General features: G+C 64.9%; 12 protein-coding genes. 5 read left to right on the top strand and 7 right to left on the bottom strand.

The window, feature by feature from the left end; translation table 11 throughout:
• Window positions 1-3 precede the first annotated feature (3 nt).
• The gene (locus AC07M9_RS14920; protein ID WP_494884649.1) at window positions 4-1,326 is read right to left on the bottom strand and encodes an AAA family ATPase; all 1,323 of its coding nucleotides are present in this window, start codon (window positions 1,324-1,326) and stop codon (window positions 4-6) included.
• A gap of 445 nt (window positions 1,327-1,771) precedes the next feature.
• On the opposite strand from AC07M9_RS14920, the gene AC07M9_RS14915 reads away from it, so the two are divergent.
• The 4 genes from AC07M9_RS14915 (at window position 1,772) to AC07M9_RS14900 (ending at window position 5,031) form a co-directional block, all read left to right on the top strand.
• A complete protein-coding gene (locus tag AC07M9_RS14915; RefSeq protein WP_494884647.1) occupies window positions 1,772-2,401 on the top strand; it encodes a DUF4198 domain-containing protein in 630 nt (209 codons plus the stop codon).
• Window positions 2,402-2,456: 55 nt separating this feature from the next.
• The gene (locus AC07M9_RS14910; RefSeq protein ID WP_494884645.1) at window positions 2,457-3,086 is read left to right on the top strand and encodes a glutathione S-transferase family protein; all 630 of its coding nucleotides are present in this window, start codon (window positions 2,457-2,459) and stop codon (window positions 3,084-3,086) included.
• A gap of 71 nt (window positions 3,087-3,157) precedes the next feature.
• Window positions 3,158-3,916 carry an SDR family oxidoreductase gene (locus AC07M9_RS14905; protein ID WP_494884644.1) on the top strand — a complete coding sequence of 253 codons (759 nt, stop codon included), beginning with the start codon at window positions 3,158-3,160 and terminating at the stop codon, window positions 3,914-3,916.
• Window positions 3,913-5,031: a glycoside hydrolase family 130 protein gene (locus tag AC07M9_RS14900; protein WP_494884642.1), complete on the top strand. Its 1,119-nt coding sequence runs from the start codon at window positions 3,913-3,915 to the stop codon at window positions 5,029-5,031. Before AC07M9_RS14905 ends, AC07M9_RS14900 begins: the two co-directional genes overlap by 4 nt.
• On the opposite strand, the gene AC07M9_RS14895 is transcribed toward AC07M9_RS14900, so the two are convergent.
• From AC07M9_RS14895 to AC07M9_RS14870, 6 genes are all read right to left on the bottom strand, one after another.
• On the bottom strand, window positions 5,032-9,345 hold the full coding sequence (locus tag AC07M9_RS14895) for an SIR2 family protein (protein WP_494884640.1): 4,314 nt from the start codon (window positions 9,343-9,345) through the stop codon (window positions 5,032-5,034). It lies immediately after the preceding gene.
• Window positions 9,236-10,543, bottom strand: coding sequence for a hypothetical protein (locus tag AC07M9_RS14890; RefSeq protein WP_494884638.1), 1,308 nt, complete (start codon window positions 10,541-10,543; stop codon window positions 9,236-9,238). Before AC07M9_RS14890 ends, AC07M9_RS14895 begins: the two co-directional genes overlap by 110 nt.
• Window positions 10,544-10,555: 12 nt before the next feature.
• A complete protein-coding gene (locus tag AC07M9_RS14885; protein ID WP_494885045.1) occupies window positions 10,556-12,133 on the bottom strand; it encodes a S8 family peptidase in 1,578 nt (525 codons plus the stop codon).
• Window positions 12,133-13,542 carry a patatin-like phospholipase family protein gene (locus tag AC07M9_RS14880; RefSeq protein ID WP_494884637.1) on the bottom strand — a complete coding sequence of 470 codons (1,410 nt, stop codon included), beginning with the start codon at window positions 13,540-13,542 and terminating at the stop codon, window positions 12,133-12,135. The genes AC07M9_RS14885 and AC07M9_RS14880 overlap by 1 nt, the downstream gene beginning before the upstream one ends.
• Before the next feature lie 35 nt (window positions 13,543-13,577).
• Window positions 13,578-14,327, bottom strand: coding sequence for a trypsin-like serine peptidase (locus tag AC07M9_RS14875; RefSeq protein WP_494884636.1), 750 nt, complete (start codon window positions 14,325-14,327; stop codon window positions 13,578-13,580).
• 298 nt (window positions 14,328-14,625) lie between these two features.
• Entirely contained in the window at window positions 14,626-15,522 is an 897-nt protein-coding gene (locus AC07M9_RS14870; RefSeq protein ID WP_494884635.1) for a LysR family transcriptional regulator, read from the bottom strand.
• Between the two features lie 106 nt (window positions 15,523-15,628).
• On the opposite strand from AC07M9_RS14870, the gene AC07M9_RS14865 reads away from it, so the two are divergent.
• Complete coding sequence (locus AC07M9_RS14865) at window positions 15,629-16,414, top strand: SDR family NAD(P)-dependent oxidoreductase (RefSeq protein WP_494884634.1); 786 nt, start codon at window positions 15,629-15,631, stop codon at window positions 16,412-16,414.
• Window positions 16,415-16,459 lie beyond the last annotated feature (45 nt).

The following is a 16,459-nucleotide window of genomic DNA, read 5'->3' as shown; positions in this document are numbered from 1 at the left end:
GCCTCAGCGATCCTGGGTCGCAATGGCTTCCTCGCTCAATTCGACCAAGACGTCGTTGAGCGAGGAGATGACAAGCCCGGTTTCGACAAGCGGTGCTGGTACTACGCGGGAACGCCCGCTTTCGGTATCGACGAATTCATACCCCTTGATCATACCCGGGTCGATCAGATCATCAGGCGTGTAGCCGTATTCAGCCATGAGCGCATCACGATTGGCGTGACCATGAAGTGCAACCAGAATATTCAGCTGCTGAAGAAAAGTGTCGCTGTGCGTGGTGAGCACGACCGGAATGCCCGAATTGACAAGCCGTGCTACCGCACGGGCGACTTGGCGCTGTGCACTTAGATGCAAATGACTTTCAGGTTCCTCGAAAATCAATCCGCGATCCATCCGCGCCGTGCGGAGCAAAATCAGCAAAGGAGCCAACTCGGATACCATTGATGAGGCCGTATGTAGTGGCAAACGGGCACCATCGTCCGGTGTATAGGAGAATGTCGGGGACGTAGATTCATCCCGCGCGATCTTGCCGTGGAGCAATTCTCTTTCAAGAAATTCTGCGATAACGACAAGTTTAGGGTCTTCTCTCCCCTTGTGATTCACCAGTTGCCGTAAAAACTCTATAGTTGGCTGTGGCAGACGCGCAGCCTCGCGGTCATCCCGGCCTACTCCCAAAGCACCAAGAAGTTCGCCGACTATAAAAGGCAATGACAGCATCAACCCTGTTCGGGCCGCTGGTAGGTAGATTGGTTTTCCTTGCGAAAAACCGCGATAGCCAAACATTGTGCCTTCCACGGCATCAGCAATAAGAGTTCCGCTTACAATATTCCTTGAGTGACTATCATCGTATGAACCGAGAGCGTAAGTGACCAGCATTTCGCCATCAGCGTCGGAACGACTACGAGACAAAACGTATTCTTCGTCGTCATCAGGGCTGTTCTGCTCAAATATGCAGTGTCGAGAATACTGCAACGACACTTCGATTTTTTTGATCGAAGCCTCGTCGTAGGATAGAAGGCGGCGCACGACTTTAGCTTTGGAATTCTCAAGATTTTTATTGAGCCAATCCTGCAGCAATCCGAGGTCGGCCGCTTCTTTCGAATTTCCACGAGCGAGCATCGTGTCAAACCACTCTGGCGTGGCGCTATGTGTGTCCAGCCAGCTATCTTCGATGTCGAAAAGGCTCCAGAGCAACGAGGCTGCATAACTCTTTCCCGAATTGTTGCGGCCTACGAGTACCACTAACGGAGCCATCGTGATTGACGCTTCCTCAATCCGGCCAAAATCACGCAAATCGACACGCCACTCAGGGCTGCCTGATCGGTGCATCCCCCAATTTTGATCAGCGGCTATGGCCTATCTCCTGTCATATTGCCGCGAGCTAGCATCCTGCTCGGCCTATTTCAACCAAGCTTCAGGTGGCACAGTTGAGTGAAGGCGCTTCGATCAGATGCACAAAAGGTCATTCTTGAGCAAAGTTCGTCCGCTATAAGGCGGTCCTATTTTTTGTGCAAATGTCGGTTTTTCAAGCACGGATGGCCCAATCTAACTCGAACGAGTGGCTGCTTCGAAGCAATGAAACTAAACCGCTCTACGGCAACAATGGGCGCAAAGCTGCCGTACCCAAGCACGGCATACCCCCCTTGCCCAACGGCTTCCGCGCGTCATGGAACGGCAGCGGCCTACGGAGCGTGATTTTCCGGGTGGCGGCGGGCGATTTCAACGCTACTGTGACGCATTCGCAATATAATCCGTAAAGTCCTAGGAGCCTGAAATGAAAGCCCGCTACTTCGCCCCGCTGCTCGTCCTGACCGCCTTTTCCTCCGCGCAGGCGCACGAGGTGTGGATCGAGCGCGACGGCGCCGGGCCTGCGCGCATCTACCTCGGCGAGCCGGCGGAAGTCCTGCCCGAGGGCGGCGATCCCGAGTTCGGCAATCTCAAGGCGCCCAAGGTGGTCGGTGGCGGCAATGCCCCTCTGATCCGCAAGGCCGGCTATCTCGAAGTCGCGGTGCCCGCGGGCGACGTGAGGGCGCAGGACGACGCGGTCTTCGCGCCCTGGGGCCCGGACGACAAGAAGGAGGGCATCGTCTACTATGCCCGCGCCGGCCGCAGCGAAGCGCGCGCCGTGATGCCTTTCGAGATCGCCCCCGTCAGCGCCGGATCGAACCGGTTCAGGCTGGTGCGCGACGGCCAGCCGGTCGCCGACACCAATGTGACGGTGATCTCGCCCGACAAGTGGTCGAAGACGCTCAAGACCGGCGCGGACGGCACGCTGACCGTTCCCGTGCGCGGCAAGGGGCGCTACCTGCTCTCCGCCACGCTGACCGACAAGGGCGGCGCCGACACCTCCGGAGGCAAGGTCGCGGTTCTCTATCGCACCGCGACGACCACGTTCGTCGACTGAGCCGTCTGCAACCTGCATCCCTTCGCGGCGTTCTGCGCCCGAAGGGATGCCGCGCATGATAACCGTCCACCACCTCGAGAATTCGCGCTCGCAGCGCGTCCTGTGGCTGCTCGAGGAGCTGGGGATGCCTTACGAGGTCAGGCGCTACGCGCGTGACCCGAAGACCATGCTCGCCCCGCCCGAACTGCGCGCGGTCCACCCTCTGGGCAAGTCGCCGGTCATCGTCGACGGCGACACCGCGCTGACCGTGGCCGAGACCGGCGCGATCGTCGAGTATCTCGTCGCGAAGGCGGGCGGCCGGCTGGGGCCTTCCATCGACGCTAATGCGGCGCTAATGCATCGCTATTTCCTGCACTATGCCGAAGGCTCGCTGATGCCGCCGCTGCTGGTCAAGCTGGTGCTCGGCAAAGTGCCGCTGCTGGGCAGGGCCGCCCAGAAGCGCATCCAGCCGATGATCGACGTCCATCTCGACTTCGTGGAAAGCGAACTCGCCGCCCGTCCGTGGTTCGCAGGCCAGGAATTCAGCGCCGCCGACATCATGATGAGCTTCCCCCTCGAAGCCGCCCGCGACCGCGCCGGACTCGGCCTTTCGCGCCCGGCGACGAGCGCCTGGCTCGACACGATCCATGCCCGGCCCGCCTACCAGGCCGCGCTCGCGAAGGGCGGCCCCTACAAGTACGCCTGACCCGGGAACGCCCGCGCGCCGCCGCCGTTGAACCTTGGTGCTCGCGCTCCGCGAGTTCCCCGGGAGACAGCATGACCGATCTGGCAGACGCGCATACCGAGCAGCCGACGCTCAAAGGCAGGCAGGCGATCATCTCCGGCGGCACCACCGGGATCGGCCGCGCCATCGCCGTGCTGCTGGCCAGCGAGGGCGTGAAGGTCTTCATCTGCGGACGCACGCCCGAACATCTGGAAGACGCCCTCGCCCGCATTCGCGAAGTCGGCGAAGGCGACGGCATCGCGCTAGACCTTGCCGAACCCGGCGGGGTCGAGCGCTTCTTCGCCGCCTCGCAGGCCTGCCTGCCCTCGCCCGACATCGTCGTCGTCAACGCCGCCGTACCGGCCCGCGCGCTCTCGGACATGAGTGCGCAGGAGGTCCGCTATGCGCTCGCCACCGATTTCACGGCATACGTGATGAGCGCCCATGCCGCCGAGAAAGTGCTCGGCGACAAGGGCGACATCGTCCTGATCGGGTCGATGAGCGCGCATGTCCTCGGCCCCGGCTCGACGGTCTACGCGGGCATGAAGGCGGGGATCGCCGGGTTCGCCGAGGCGCTGCGCCGCGAACTCGGGCCCCGCGGCATCAAGGTCGCGCTGGTGGAGCCCGGCAAGACCGGCGCCGACTTCCAGTATCCCGACATTCCCGCCGAAAAGCAGCGCGAGATGATCCGCGCCGAAACCATGCTGCGCGCCGAGGACATCGCGGTCGGCGTCCAGTACCTGCTGACCCAGCCGCGCCGTGCGGTGGTCCAGCAGCTCACCATCGTCCCGCGCGCGCAGGACGGCGAATGAAATTCCCCGTCGACCGGCTGGTCATCACCCCCGGCGACATCGATCTCGCCCGCTCGCCGCTGGCCGGGCACCTCGATGCCGAGACTTATGTGCTGGGCGCGTTCAATCCGGGCCTGACGCGGCTGGCGAGCGGTAACCTGCTGGCGATGGTGCGCGTGGCGGAGGCACTGCGGCATCCGATCCGGGGCGGCCACGTCCATGCGATCCGCTGGGACAACGGCCGCTACCTGCTCGATGCTTGGCCTTTGGAGTATGCGGACACTGCCGACCCGCGCAAGTTCATGCTCCACGGGGGCGAGTGGAAGGTCATGGCCCTCACATCGCTGTCTTGGCTGCTGCCGGTGGAACTTTCGCCGGACGGGCTGGAGGTGCTCGCGTTCCACTACGACCGCGCGGTTGCCCCCACCCACGATTTCCAGTGCTACGGGGTCGAGGACGCGAGGATCAGCCATGTGAAAGGCCGTTATCTGATGACCACCTGCTCGGTCAGTCCCGAACGGCATTCGACCACCCTCTACAGTTCGCCGGACGGGCTCGCCTGGACGTTCGAGGCGATCGTGCTCGATCACCAGAACAAGGACATGCTCATCTTCGAGGGGCTGGTCGGCGGCGAGTACTGGGCGCAGACCCGGCCGCTCGGCGACCTCTACTTCGCCTACCCGCCCGGCAGCGAATGGCGCGCAGGGCCCTCCATCAACCTCGCCCATTCGCCCGACGCGCTGTTCTGGAAGCCGTGGCACAAGCCGGGCATCCGCCCCCATGCCGCGACGGTCGCGACCGCGCGGATCGGCGGCGGTGCCCCGCCGATCCTGACCGACGCGGGATGGCTGACGCTGTGGCACGGGGTAGAGCCCAAGGAAATCGTCGGCATCTATCGCACCTACTGGTCGCTGCTCGACAAGGACGACCCCAGCGTGGTCCTGCGCACGCAGCACGAGCCGCTGCTGGAAGCCTCCCCCGACCTGACGCGCCCGATCGAGGACCTGATGTACCTGCGCGACGTGGTGTTCACCACGGGCATTGCCGACGCCGGCGACCACTACGTCGTCGCCTCGGGCGAAGCCGACCTGGCCTGCCGGATTACGCATATTCCCAAGGCGGTTTTCAGCGCCTGACTAAAGCTGCCGTCTGGCGGATGCGTCGATGACGTCCGTGATCGCGGATACCTTCGGGATGGTCAGCAGCGTTTCCTCGGCATGCTCGATAGCCAGCTGGAACTTGCGGCGGCTGGCGATCTTGATGGTGGTCATCGCCAGCTTCGACGCGGTGATGGGATGGCCGCGCTTGACCATGATCCGCGCCATTACCGACCGCAGCTGGATCTTGCTCAGCTCCATGCCGAAGCGGGTCGCCACCATCAGGCCATCGGAAATATTGCGCAGCGCGCCCTCGTAATCGCCGGAAAGCAACCTCGCGTCCGCCAGGGCGGCGCCGGCCTCGACCCGGACACGGTGCATGTCTGTCTGCAGCGCATAGCGCACCGCCTCGTCGAGTATGCGCTGCGCCCGCAACCGGTCCTCCGCCTCGCCTCCACGCTTCGAGCGGCCGAGAAGGTCGTCGAGCGCGGACATGATGCGCAGCCGATAGACGATGTCCATCTGCCGCGTGGCATTGGCGAGGTGTAGCGCGGACTGGATGTCCTGCTCCCGCGTGGTCTCGCCCAGATCGGCGCGCATCCGCAGGAAATAAGCCTGCGCGCGCGTCTCGTCCAGGAGCGCGAGTTCGGCGATGGCGAAATCGTACTCCACCACCGCGCTCCGCGCGTTGCCCTGGAGGTGAAAGGCGCGGCCGCGGTAGCCGCGCGCTATCGCGACGGCGAGCCGGTCCTCGCGCAGACGCATGTCCCTGTCCCGGCCCTTGCCGGTATCGATCTCCAGTCCTTTCGACACCGACAGGATTTCCCCGATCCTGCGCAGGGCCAGACCGATTTCGCCGCGCTCCATGTCGAGCGTCAACTGGTTCAGGCGGATTCGCCGCCAGTTATGGACGCGGTCGCGCCTCTCAACGTGGCCCTGGTTGATATCGAAGGCTCGGTCGAAGGATGCTCCCGCCTCCACCAGATCGCCCATGACGAGGCGCACCACCCCGCGCTCGTTGTGCAGCCAGACAAGTTCGTCGGGATAGAACGCCTCGGTTTCTCCGTAAGTGTCGGCCAGTCCCCGTCTCGCCAACTCGGTGCGCAGGGCCTGGCGCGCCAGCGCGGTCTTGCCGTAAGCGTCGATCAGAGTATCCAGCCGCTCGGCATGTTCGAGCAGGATACCGTCGCGGTCCTCGCGGATCAAACGATCGCCGACATCGAGCGTGAGCAGGTCGGTAGTGGTGTAATAGCCCCGCACCAGCGCCAGCGCAGCGCGCAGTCGGTCGGCATGGCTTGCGTGGCAAAGGACGTGCGCCTGCCGCATCTGGCGTTCGGCCAGCGCCTTCGCACTGGGCTTGTCCGGGCCAGACAGCGGACGCTCATGGAACGATACCGTGCTGGCGACGGCCTTCAATGCTTCCCGGGCGGCTTGCCCTTCGGGAAGCCCGGGGACGATCCCTGACCCCTTCGCCTCGTCGCGATAGGCGCCGATCAGATGATCTATGAGCTCGCCCAGTTCGTCATGGATGTCCGGCTCGGGAATGAAGCCGTCCACCGGCTGCGCGACGTAGAGCGACATGTTGAACGACGTCGACAGCTTGGCTTCCGACAGCGGTACGCTGAAACGATAGCGCAGTTCGGTGAGCAGGGATCGCGGCAAGGCATAGCGCGGCCGGTCCAGTCCGTCCTTCGAATGGTCGCCATAACCGCGGATCTTGATGACCAGACACAGCTTGACCATGTATTCCAGGGCCAGCTCCATGAGGCCTTCCCCAGCCGTGCTCTGCAGCGCGCGGATCCGCGGTACGTGCGCCAGAACGCCGAGTTCCGTCGGCAGTCCGATGAACGCAAGCGCGCGCAGGAGTTCGCGGCCCATGGCGACGCGGTCCCCATTTATCGCACCCGTAGCCTTGAGCAGCACCTCGTTGAACGCGTGGCCGAGGTAGAGGTCGTAGAACGCCCGCGACACCTCGATGCCGTCGCCGCTGAGCCGGCTGGCCGACATCGCGCGGTAGCGCCCCATTGCATCGCCGAGCATCCGCGTGCGGGCGGGATCGAGGTTGTCTATGGCCTCGCGCAGTTCGCCTTCGAACGCCTTTTGGATCGAATGCAGCCGGTCCGAGGGCAGCGGCCGATCGGCGGTAGGGGGGGCCAGGCCCAGTTCCTCGGCACGTTCAAGCCGCATGCCCTTCTCGGCCATGTAATGGGCGATGCGCTCGGAACCGAGGAACACCCAGGTAACGTTGGGTAAGAATTTCTGGCCGGCCATGCTGAGCAGTTCGTCGAGTTCCGCGCTCAGAATGTCTCCCCTGATGCTGAAGAAGCGCGCCATGCCGGCGACCACGATCAGCAGTGGCGGTCGCTTCTTCTTGGACCTCTCCCGGTATTCGCGGAAAAAAGTCCCGCGGCTGCTCTTGGGCCGGGAGCAGCCCGCAGCGTCGCATTCGAAATGCCCGAGGTCCGAACGGGCGTCGAGAAAGCGCACGATGCCGTCGAGCATGCTGTCGGTATCGAAGCTGAAGCCGCCGTTGATGAGAAGGGTGTTGTCGCAGGTAAAGCCGAAGCGCGGCGCCTGCATCGCGATGGCCAGCGCCAGCGCGCCCTGCCCGCACCCCTGCGATCCGATGATGCACAGGCTCCGCCCGCGCATAAGCCGGGACTTGGTGCGCAAGCTCTCCAGCGCTTCTTCCAGTTCCTGCTCGCAACGCGAACTCGAACGGCCGCCGACGACCTCCCACAGGATGACCGGGTGATCGTTCGCGCGCGTGACCTTTGCGCTCATCGTCCGCCAGCGCCCGGCGTCGACGTAATTTTCGCGTTTCGCGATCAGCGCCGAATAGGGAGCCGCGTGTTCCACCAGCCAGTGCAGGTTGTGAATCTCCGCTATCGACCGCGCGTTCTCGTCATCCTGGAACCGCGCAAGGTCGATCAGACCGTTGTCCTTGCACATGCCTTCCTGTTCGATGTCGATATCGACGTCGAAGATGGTCAGGACGCCCAGCCTGTGGAAGCGGTCCAGGCGGAGCATTTCCACCTCGCTCCAGTCGTTTTCGTCCATGCTCGCACGCGACTTGTGATGGTTCCAGAACAGGAAGGTCGGCGCCATGCGCTGATAGGGACTGTTGCTCACGAAATCCTCGAGCGCCTTGTTCACGTCGCCCTCCGACATGCCGAGGCCCACGAACAGCACCGGATTGCCGCCGATCATGATGCGCTGGGCAAACTCGAAAGGCAGCTTGTAGAGGTCATTGCTGCGATAGAGCCGGTCGTAGTCCCGGTAGCTGAGGATCATCGACGAAGGATCGCAGGCCCGCCCATGCAGGTGCAGGATGTGATGGTCGACATCGTCGGCGCCGATGCCGAACTCCAGCATGCGGTCGATCCGCTCGCGGTTGAGGATGTCGCTCTCGATCGCCTGGCCGTTGGCCAGCACGCGGCGGATGCGGCCACTGTCGAGCCGCCAGTCGAACGATTCCTCGCCCGCCTTGCCTCTCAGGTTCCGCAAGGTCGTGAACGGGTCGCTCTCGGCCCCTCCCGTTGCGGACTTCCCGCCGAGCATCGCCTGACGTTCGATCTCCAGATCGTAGTTCAGCGTGGCGAAGCGCCGGATGCCGAGCGAACGCAGCAGCGCCTGCACCACGTCGAGCGAGGGCTCTACCTGCACCATGTCGGGCGAAGGACTGACAGGAGGCACCGCCCTGAATTGGGCCAGCGCCTTCTCCAGTTCCGCGCGGCGGCAAGGCTTGCGGAAATAGCGGGCCGCCTCGACCGACAGGATGTCTATGGGCTGGCGAATCGCGTCATGCTCGAAAGGGTCGGTAGCGCCATGCGCCCAGGCCGGAAGCGGACGCCGCCGACCCTCCTTGGGGCTGAGCACGACCTCTTCCATCAGGCCGAGCGCCACCCGAACGTCGAAGCGGTGCTTGTGTTCACGATACGCGAGGATGCGCGTTATCGCGTCGGCATGTACAAACGTGGCTGGCTCGATGAGCTTTTCCACGCCCAGAGCCTCCTGTCGCCCCACGAGGTTGCTGGCGATGCGCGCGTAAGTCTCGACCAGTTCATCCCAGGTGCCATAGCCGTTGCCCCGTGTCGTGGCGGAGCCGGTGAAGGCGATCATGCGGCCGGAGCGGAGGCTGCGATGGAACTCCAGCAAGGCCCGCTGCGCGAGCTTCACGTCATCCAGGTAATAGCGCTTGAAGTAACTGGACATCGAAAATCTCCACCACCGGGGGTTCAAGTCACCTGATGGCGGACCATAGGATGTGTCCCACTTTTGGCGCGCCGACGTCGTTGTGATGCGTGATGAAGCTGTCGGCCAGGACGTTGGTGACGCGGCCCGGCCTGGCATCGGGGGCCACGTTCGGGGCGCCGATGATCTGGACCACCTCCTTGACCGTCAGACGCTGGGCTCCGTTGGCGCCGAGCCCGCCATGGCTGTCGCCCGGCCCGCCGAGGATCCGCGACAACGCGGTGTCGCTCGCCTCGTCGCCCGACGCCAGCGACGCGAGGGCATAAAAGAAACCCACAGCCGTGTCGTTGTGGGTATGCGTGACGATGATCGCACCATCGACCTTGCCGGGCGCGATCACACCGCGGAAGGCACCCGTCGGCCGGGCGGCGCTGAAGGCATTGTGGGAAAAAGCGGCCTGCAGCAGCGTCAGGCTGGCGACCTTGCGAACCTTGAGGGCATGGGTCGCCGATGTCACCAGCCGCGCGCCGAAGCTGTGTCCGACCATGTGGATGCGTGCGCCCGCCGGGCAGCGGGCATCGAGAATTTTCGCCAGCGCCGCACCGACGGTGCCCGCGCGCGCCTTCATCTCGTAATAGGTGAACTGGTTGAGCATCCGGGCCACGGCCGCGCTGCCACCCGTCAGCCATCGCTTGAACTTCGCTCCGACGACGCTGCCAAAGCCCGCGGCAGCGCCGTCGGCGATATCACCCGGCGGCGACGCAGAGGGAAGCGGCGGCGGCGGCTTCAACCGCTCGACAAGTTGACGCCCGGTCTTGGTGAACAGCGGCGCGTGCTCTTTCTTGTCAGCGAGACGGCCGCGCACCGGCCGGACGGCACTGCGCAGCGTGGCGGCAAGTGCATCGGCGGCATCGTCCCGCTGGGACGCGGCCTTGGCCGTCCGGGCAAAGACGGCGACATCCTCGATACCCATGTCGGCGGCGATCTCTGCCGCATAGGCCTCCAGTTTCGCATCGGAGAGATCGGCGGCACCGACCGCATCGGATGCCCCGCCCCCGTCCGCTTCGGTGAAATCGTCGACCAGCAGTGTCAGGTCGGAGCGGAACCGGAACGAGGGCCAGGATATGCCGACGACAGCGAAGCGCCGCCCCGCCGGCGCCCCCCCAGCCGCCTCCAGCATGCCCGATACGAAGCCTGCGTACAGCGCCCGCGCATCCTGCTCGTCGTTCTTCCAGCCGTGGCTGAGCACCAGCAGGTCAGTCGTGTCCTCGGGGCACAGCGGATCGTCCGCGGTGAGACAGTCGCCATCCTTGTCGAAGGCCAGCATGCGAAAGGGCAGTCCGCAGATGTCGGGCATGATCCGGCTCCTTCAGATCGATTGCATGGCGCGCATCAGATCGACGAGACCGGCGCCCTGGAAGTCCACCTTGCGCTTCAGGTCGGTGCAGCTGTTCAAGAAGATCTCCTTGACCTTCTCCGTCTCGCCGCGGAACTCCCGCCGGACCGAGAGCAGGGCCGCGATCGCGCCGGAGACGTGCGGCGCGGCCATGCTGGTGCCGCTCAGTTCCCGGTAGAGCGCCGCCCCGTCCGGCAATGCGCAAGGGCCATCAAGGCGGCCGAGCAGGTCTCTGGCCTTTATCGAATCGCTTGGCACGCATGACAGTATCTGCTCGCCAGGAGCCACGAGATCGGGCTTCATGCGTCCGTCAGCCGTCGGTCCGCGCGACGAGAAGTACGAGACGCCGTAGCGGTGCGGCTCCTCGCCGTGGGTCGCGCCTACGGTGATCGCCATCTCCGCATTGCCGGGATCGTTGATCGACTGGTCGAGGCCGATGCGCTTGCTTGAAGCCTTACCCTCCGGCGTCAGCAGCGCGGCGCCGTCATTTCCGGCCGCCGCGACCACGACCACGCCGCTGCGGGCCAGCCGGTTGACCGCCGTGCAAAGCGGCGAATGACCCGCCGCGAACAGTTCCGCATCGAATGCGTAGCCGACCGAGAGATTGACGCCATGCACCCGGATCAACCGTCCGTGCGTGTTGACTTCCTCGAGATATTCCAGCGCCGCGATCAGGTTGCTCGCCCGGCCATTGCCTTCGTCGTCCAGGACCTTGAGGCTCATGATCTTAGCCAGCGGCGCCACTCCCGTGAGCGAACCCGGCAGGTCCTTGATTTCCGCGCGGACTTCCCGGTCCGAAATCCGCCTGGCGACGAGTCGGACCGCCGGGACTTCCTGATCGCGCTTCTCGACCTGCACCACCGCTTTAGTGCCGCTTTTAGGCCTTTCCTCGATCAGCCGGGTCTCGCCCGCGATGATACCGGCAACGTGGGTGCCGTGTCCGTAGGCGTCCCGCAGCGCCTTGCCCTCGCCCAGCGCCGCGCCCGTGAAATCGCGATGCTTCAGGCCTTCTTCCAGATCGGTGGTCCGATGCCGCTGGAAATGGAAATGGCCGGCGTCCACCCCGCTGTCCGCGACCGCCCATACGATCTCTTCGCCCGACGACTTGTAGACCGTGAAGCAGGCATCCCCCTTGATCGTGCGCACCGAGCGATTCATCAGCGGCTTGAGTTCCTCGTCCGGCCAGATGCGAAAGATCGGACTGGGATGGGTGGAGCGCACCCTTGCCTCGATCCTGTGGAGTTGCTCCTCGGTAAGGCGGGCGAAGATGTTGTAGCTGCTACGGTCTGCATCGAGGTCTCCGGCTTCCACGCCTTCCTCGCCCAGCCAGACGGCGGCGACCTCGCGGGCCTCCTTTATGCCGGCGGGATACTCCTTTATGCCGCCGGTATAATTGATGTTCAGCTCGACGATGGTCGACGCCTTCTCGGTATCCGCCTTCGGCGTGCCGTCCGCATTTCGCAGCGTCTGCAGGATGGCGGGGGACACGACGTACCGCGCCAGATTCAGCGTGATTCTGTCCTGCTCGTCGGCATCTTTCCTGTCGGGCATCACTTGTCTCCGGTTCCGGGGCCGGCTTCTCCCGGCGGGTCTTTCACGATGTCGAAGGGTGGGCGCTGCGCCGCCTTCCAGCGACCGAAGTCGATCAGGCACTTCATGAAGGTCGGCGGGAAGGGAATGTCCTTTTCGGTGCTGCGCCATTGTGCGCATGTCGGGCCGTCCGCGCCCGGATAGTGATGGTCCTCGTAGCCGCGCGCCGTCGCCAGCCGTACCGCGCCCCGCTCGCTGCCGTAACGCAGCACGCGGTCGACCGAGAAGTGGTAGACCTGGTCGACCAGGATGTCCTTGCTGCGGCCGGCCAGTTGCAGCAGGTCCCATCGCTCACCCCATCGGGCCGGGGAATCCGCGGTATAGGTCGGCACGCGCATTGCGCCGTTGACGACCACGGTCGTGTCGATGCGCGGCCTGCGCGCAAGCGCCGGGTTGCCCTCGCTGTCGAGCACTTCCTCCAGGAACACGCCGAAACGGGCGCCGCCGTCCATATACATGTGCGGGTTGAGCGCCGGCAGCCGGGGATTGTTGAAGAACACCGGCGCCGCCTCGAGCGGCTCCGACGAACTGGCGATCAGCACGTCGATGTAGCATGCTTGGGCCGCCCGGAAGCTTTCGGCGCTCGCGCCCGCCTGCCGCGCGAGATCGACCATGTCGACCGCATAGGCATCGCCGGTATCGACGTCGATCACCCCCACGTAAAGCCCGCGTGATGCGTCTCCGGCGGCCGCGATGCGGGCCATCATGTCCGGGTCGAGCAGCAACTCCAGCCGGCGGCGCAGCGGCGCGAAGTCACCTGCGGCCCCCTTACGCGCCGCCGTGACCAGTCCGCCGCGCCGCAGGATCACCGATTGCGAGCGCATGACGGTATAGGCCCGGGGCAGGTCATCGATGAAGCGGCGTCCGGCGCCGGGCCGGACATCGCCTTCCTCCAGCGCCAGGTCGTTCGCGGCGGTGTAGATGCTCGCGCGTCCGGCGGGAACCTCCTGGTCGCCGACGAAGACGAAGCTGGCCTGAAGCGCTCCGGTGCTGACGCCGGTAACGACGCGGTAGACCGGCCTGTCCGGCAGGGCATGGAGAAAGCCCGCACCGAACGAACCCCACTTGCCCCCGCCCGAGAGGACGAGATGGTCAATCACGGTCCCGGCCGCTTCCGGCTGCCCGTTCCCGCGCGCATTCGCGTCGATCGCGGCGCCATAGCTCCCGTCGGAGACCCCCGCCGCCTCGATCCCGCTGGCGCGGTCGAGCTTGACGGGAAGCAGCCGCGGCGAACATCCGCTCACCTGGATGCGCTGCTGCGCGCAGCCGCCCGCGGTGACTGCCAGGGTCAGTCCCAGCAGGGCCCGCCAGACCGCTGCGGCGAAGCCGCCCCCGTACTGCCCTGATGATCGATCAGTCCCGTACCCCATGCTTCCCCCATCCCCAATTCTGCGCTGCGATCCGATCAGATTTCGGCATTGTGACGCGCCACCCATCCGCCCAGCAGCCCCAGCTTCTCGCCATTGATACGTGTCGCGGAATTCTCGTTTCCGCCGCGTTCGTATCCGCGCGAATGCACGCCGACGACGGTGGGCCCGGCTCGGGCGGACAGCGGGTCCGGCCACAGCATCACCGGCGCGCCGCTTTGCCCGCCCGAGGTGTCGGCCGAATAGAAGATGCGGTTCGGCTGCAACGTCGCGATCCGATGCGCATGCCACCACAGTTCGGTGCATCCCGCGCTACGGCCATTCACCGTCTCGGGATATCCCGCGATGTTGACCTGCCCGCCGCCGAGGTGCGCATCCTCGATCGCCGCTACCCCGAACCAGCCGATCCGGTCGCCGAGGGCGACGGGCAGGCGGATGGCCGCGATGTCGAGATCGACCCGGTCCGTCGCGCTGCCGTTCCATCCGGGATGAAAATCGAACTGCGCGCTTTCCAGCGCCTGCCCGACGTGCAGGTCATGATCCCGTCCGGCAAGAATGCGGACCCGGCTCACCTTGCGATCCCACCACAGGACGTGGGCGGCAGTGACCACGGTGGTACGACCTACCAGCCAGCCCGTGCCTATCGGCCGGAAACCGCCCGAGGATTGCGCAACCTCGATCGAGCAGATCATGCGGAACGGCGCTTTCCTGGTGTCGTGGACGCGCTGGCGCTCGTCCACCTGTCCCACGTCGACGGCACCGCCGCCATCCGAGGGGCCGGATGACAAACCACGTCCCATGAGACGCCGCGCTTCCGCTCCCAGAGGCCGCGACCTGGCAGGGCCACAAAAGCCCGCCCCCACACCTTGCCTGTCAACCTGTCCCTGCATAATCCTCCACGAAGCGCGATGCGTTACTGAAAACTATGGAAAATCGGTTAGAAAAACCAAATTCTCAAAGTTCAGTTAAATATATTTCGCGACTCCGAGGGATCGGATATTTGTACTTTCTATATTTGCTGAAGACGATTTAGACAATATTTAATATATGTAGGGAATACATATCGGAAACCTGCTTCATCGCCGCCTAATCTGCAAGCGTCAGGTGTGTTTCCAGAAAGTCGAGAAATGCGCGGATGCGCGAGGCGAGCCGCTGGTGGCCGACGTAGAGGGCATGGATGTCCTCGTAGTCGCCGGGATTGAAATCGCGGAGGATTTCCGTCAGCCGGCCCGATGCGATGTCAGCGGCCACATGGAAGCGGCCCAGCCGGGCGATACCGCCCCCCGCCGTCGCCATCAGCCGCACCACCTCGCCGGAATTGCCCAGGAACGCGCCGCCCACGGCGCGCTGCGCCACGGTGCCGCCGATCCGGAACGGCCACGTGTCGATCGAGCGGCGGAAGCTGAACTGCAAGCACGAATGGCCGGCAAGCTCCCGCGGATGTACAGGCTCGCCGCGCTCGGCCAGGTAGGCAGGGCTGGCGACGACAGCCATGGCACTGCGGCCCAGCTTCTTGGCCTTGAGCCCGGTGTCGCGCAGCGGGCCGATACGGATGGCGATGTCCGCCCGTTCCTCGACCAGATCGACCAGCGTGTCCGACAGCGCAAGGTTGACGGACACCTCCGGATACAGCGCCTGGAAGCGCGGCAGAATCGGTAGCAGGCACTGTGTGCCGAACGGCACCGAGGCATTGATCCTCAAGGGCCCGCGCGGTGCCTCGCCGGCCCTGCCGAAGCCGCGCTCCACTTCGTCGATCTCGGCGACGAGGCCGGCCACCCGCGCGCGGTATACCTCTCCTTCGGCAGTCAGCGTCAGGGCCCGGGTCGTGCGCGCAACGAGCTGCGCTTCCAGCCTTGCCTCGAGCCTGGCAATGGCGCGGCTCACGGCCGAGGGCGTCAACCGCAGGGCCTTGGCCGCCGCCGCGAAGCTCCCGCCCTGCGCGACGGCAAGGAATATCTGCATTTCGCCGAAGCGGTTATCCATGAGCCACCTGTGATTTCCAGTCACTTCTAAGGTGATCGATGACCGGGTATTCATCAATAGCCATGCTGCCTACATTCCGTTTCAACGCAATCAAGGAACCGTCACCATGGATCTCAAGCTTTCCGGCAAGACCGCGCTCGTCACCGGCTCGACCGCCGGCATCGGTCTCGCCATCGCCGAACGCCTCGCCGCCGAAGGCGTCGAGGTCGTCATCTCTGGCCGCAACCAGGCCAAGCTCGACGAAGCCGCCGCCAAGGTAGGCGCTCTCGGCAAGGTCCGCGCCGTGCTCGCCGATCCCGCCACGGCCGAGGGCGCCGCCACGCTCATCGCCGCTGCCCCGGATATCGACATCCTCGTCAACAACCTCGGCATCTACGAAGCCAAGCCCTTCACCGAGATCAGCGACGAGGACTGGCACCGGTTCTTCGAGGTCAACGTGGTCAGCGGGGCGCGCCTTGCCCGCCACTACTTCCCCCGCATGCTGGCGAAGGACTGGGGCCGGGTCATCTTCATCGCCAGCGAGAGCGCACTCGTCATCCCCGGCGAGATGATCCACTACGGCATGACCAAGACCGCCCAACTTGCCATCTCGCGCGGCCTTGCCGAACAGACGCGCGGCACCGGCGTGACGGTGAACTCCGTCCTGCCCGGCCCGACGCGTTCGGAAGGCATCGTCGAATTCATCCGCTCGGTGGTCGACAACAAGAACGCGCCGGAGGCGGAGCGCGAGGCGGAATTCTTCGCCAAGCTGCGCCCGCTTTCGCTGATCCGCCGCCTGATCGAAGCCGAGGAGATCGCCGCGCAGGTCGCCCTCCTGGCAAGCCCGCTGGGTGCCATCACCAACGGCGCCGCGATCCGCGTCGAAGGCGGGATCATCCCGACGATCGCCTGATTGCCCCCGTGTCCACGACGAGCGCCGGAAAAGCGACGTCGTGGA

Source organism: Novosphingobium sp. GW821-FHT09E05, from assembly GCF_059416165.1.
The sequence above is the reverse complement of the archived record's forward strand: the minus strand, read 5'-3'. Positions and strand labels throughout refer to the sequence as shown.

What these genes read in the sequence shown, in the direction of transcription:
- AC07M9_RS14920 (WP_494884649.1), bottom strand. Translation starts at nt 1,326, where the DNA reads ATGCACCGATCAGGCAGCCCTGAGTGGCGTGTCGATTTGCGTGATTTT.
- AC07M9_RS14915 (WP_494884647.1), top strand. Translation starts at nt 1,772, where the DNA reads ATGAAAGCCCGCTACTTCGCCCCGCTGCTCGTCCTGACCGCCTTTTCC.
- AC07M9_RS14910 (WP_494884645.1), top strand. Translation starts at nt 2,457, where the DNA reads ATGATAACCGTCCACCACCTCGAGAATTCGCGCTCGCAGCGCGTCCTG.
- AC07M9_RS14905 (WP_494884644.1), top strand. Translation starts at nt 3,158, where the DNA reads ATGACCGATCTGGCAGACGCGCATACCGAGCAGCCGACGCTCAAAGGC.
- AC07M9_RS14900 (WP_494884642.1), top strand. Translation starts at nt 3,913, where the DNA reads ATGAAATTCCCCGTCGACCGGCTGGTCATCACCCCCGGCGACATCGAT.
- AC07M9_RS14895 (WP_494884640.1), bottom strand. Translation starts at nt 9,345, where the DNA reads ATGCCAGGCCGGGCCGCGTCACCAACGTCCTGGCCGACAGCTTCATCA.
- AC07M9_RS14890 (WP_494884638.1), bottom strand. Translation starts at nt 10,543, where the DNA reads ATGCCCGACATCTGCGGACTGCCCTTTCGCATGCTGGCCTTCGACAAG.
- AC07M9_RS14885 (WP_494885045.1), bottom strand. Translation starts at nt 12,133, where the DNA reads ATGCCCGACAGGAAAGATGCCGACGAGCAGGACAGAATCACGCTGAAT.
- AC07M9_RS14880 (WP_494884637.1), bottom strand. Translation starts at nt 13,542, where the DNA reads ATGGGGTACGGGACTGATCGATCATCAGGGCAGTACGGGGGCGGCTTC.
- AC07M9_RS14870 (WP_494884635.1), bottom strand. Translation starts at nt 15,522, where the DNA reads ATGGATAACCGCTTCGGCGAAATGCAGATATTCCTTGCCGTCGCGCAG.
- AC07M9_RS14865 (WP_494884634.1), top strand. Translation starts at nt 15,629, where the DNA reads ATGGATCTCAAGCTTTCCGGCAAGACCGCGCTCGTCACCGGCTCGACC.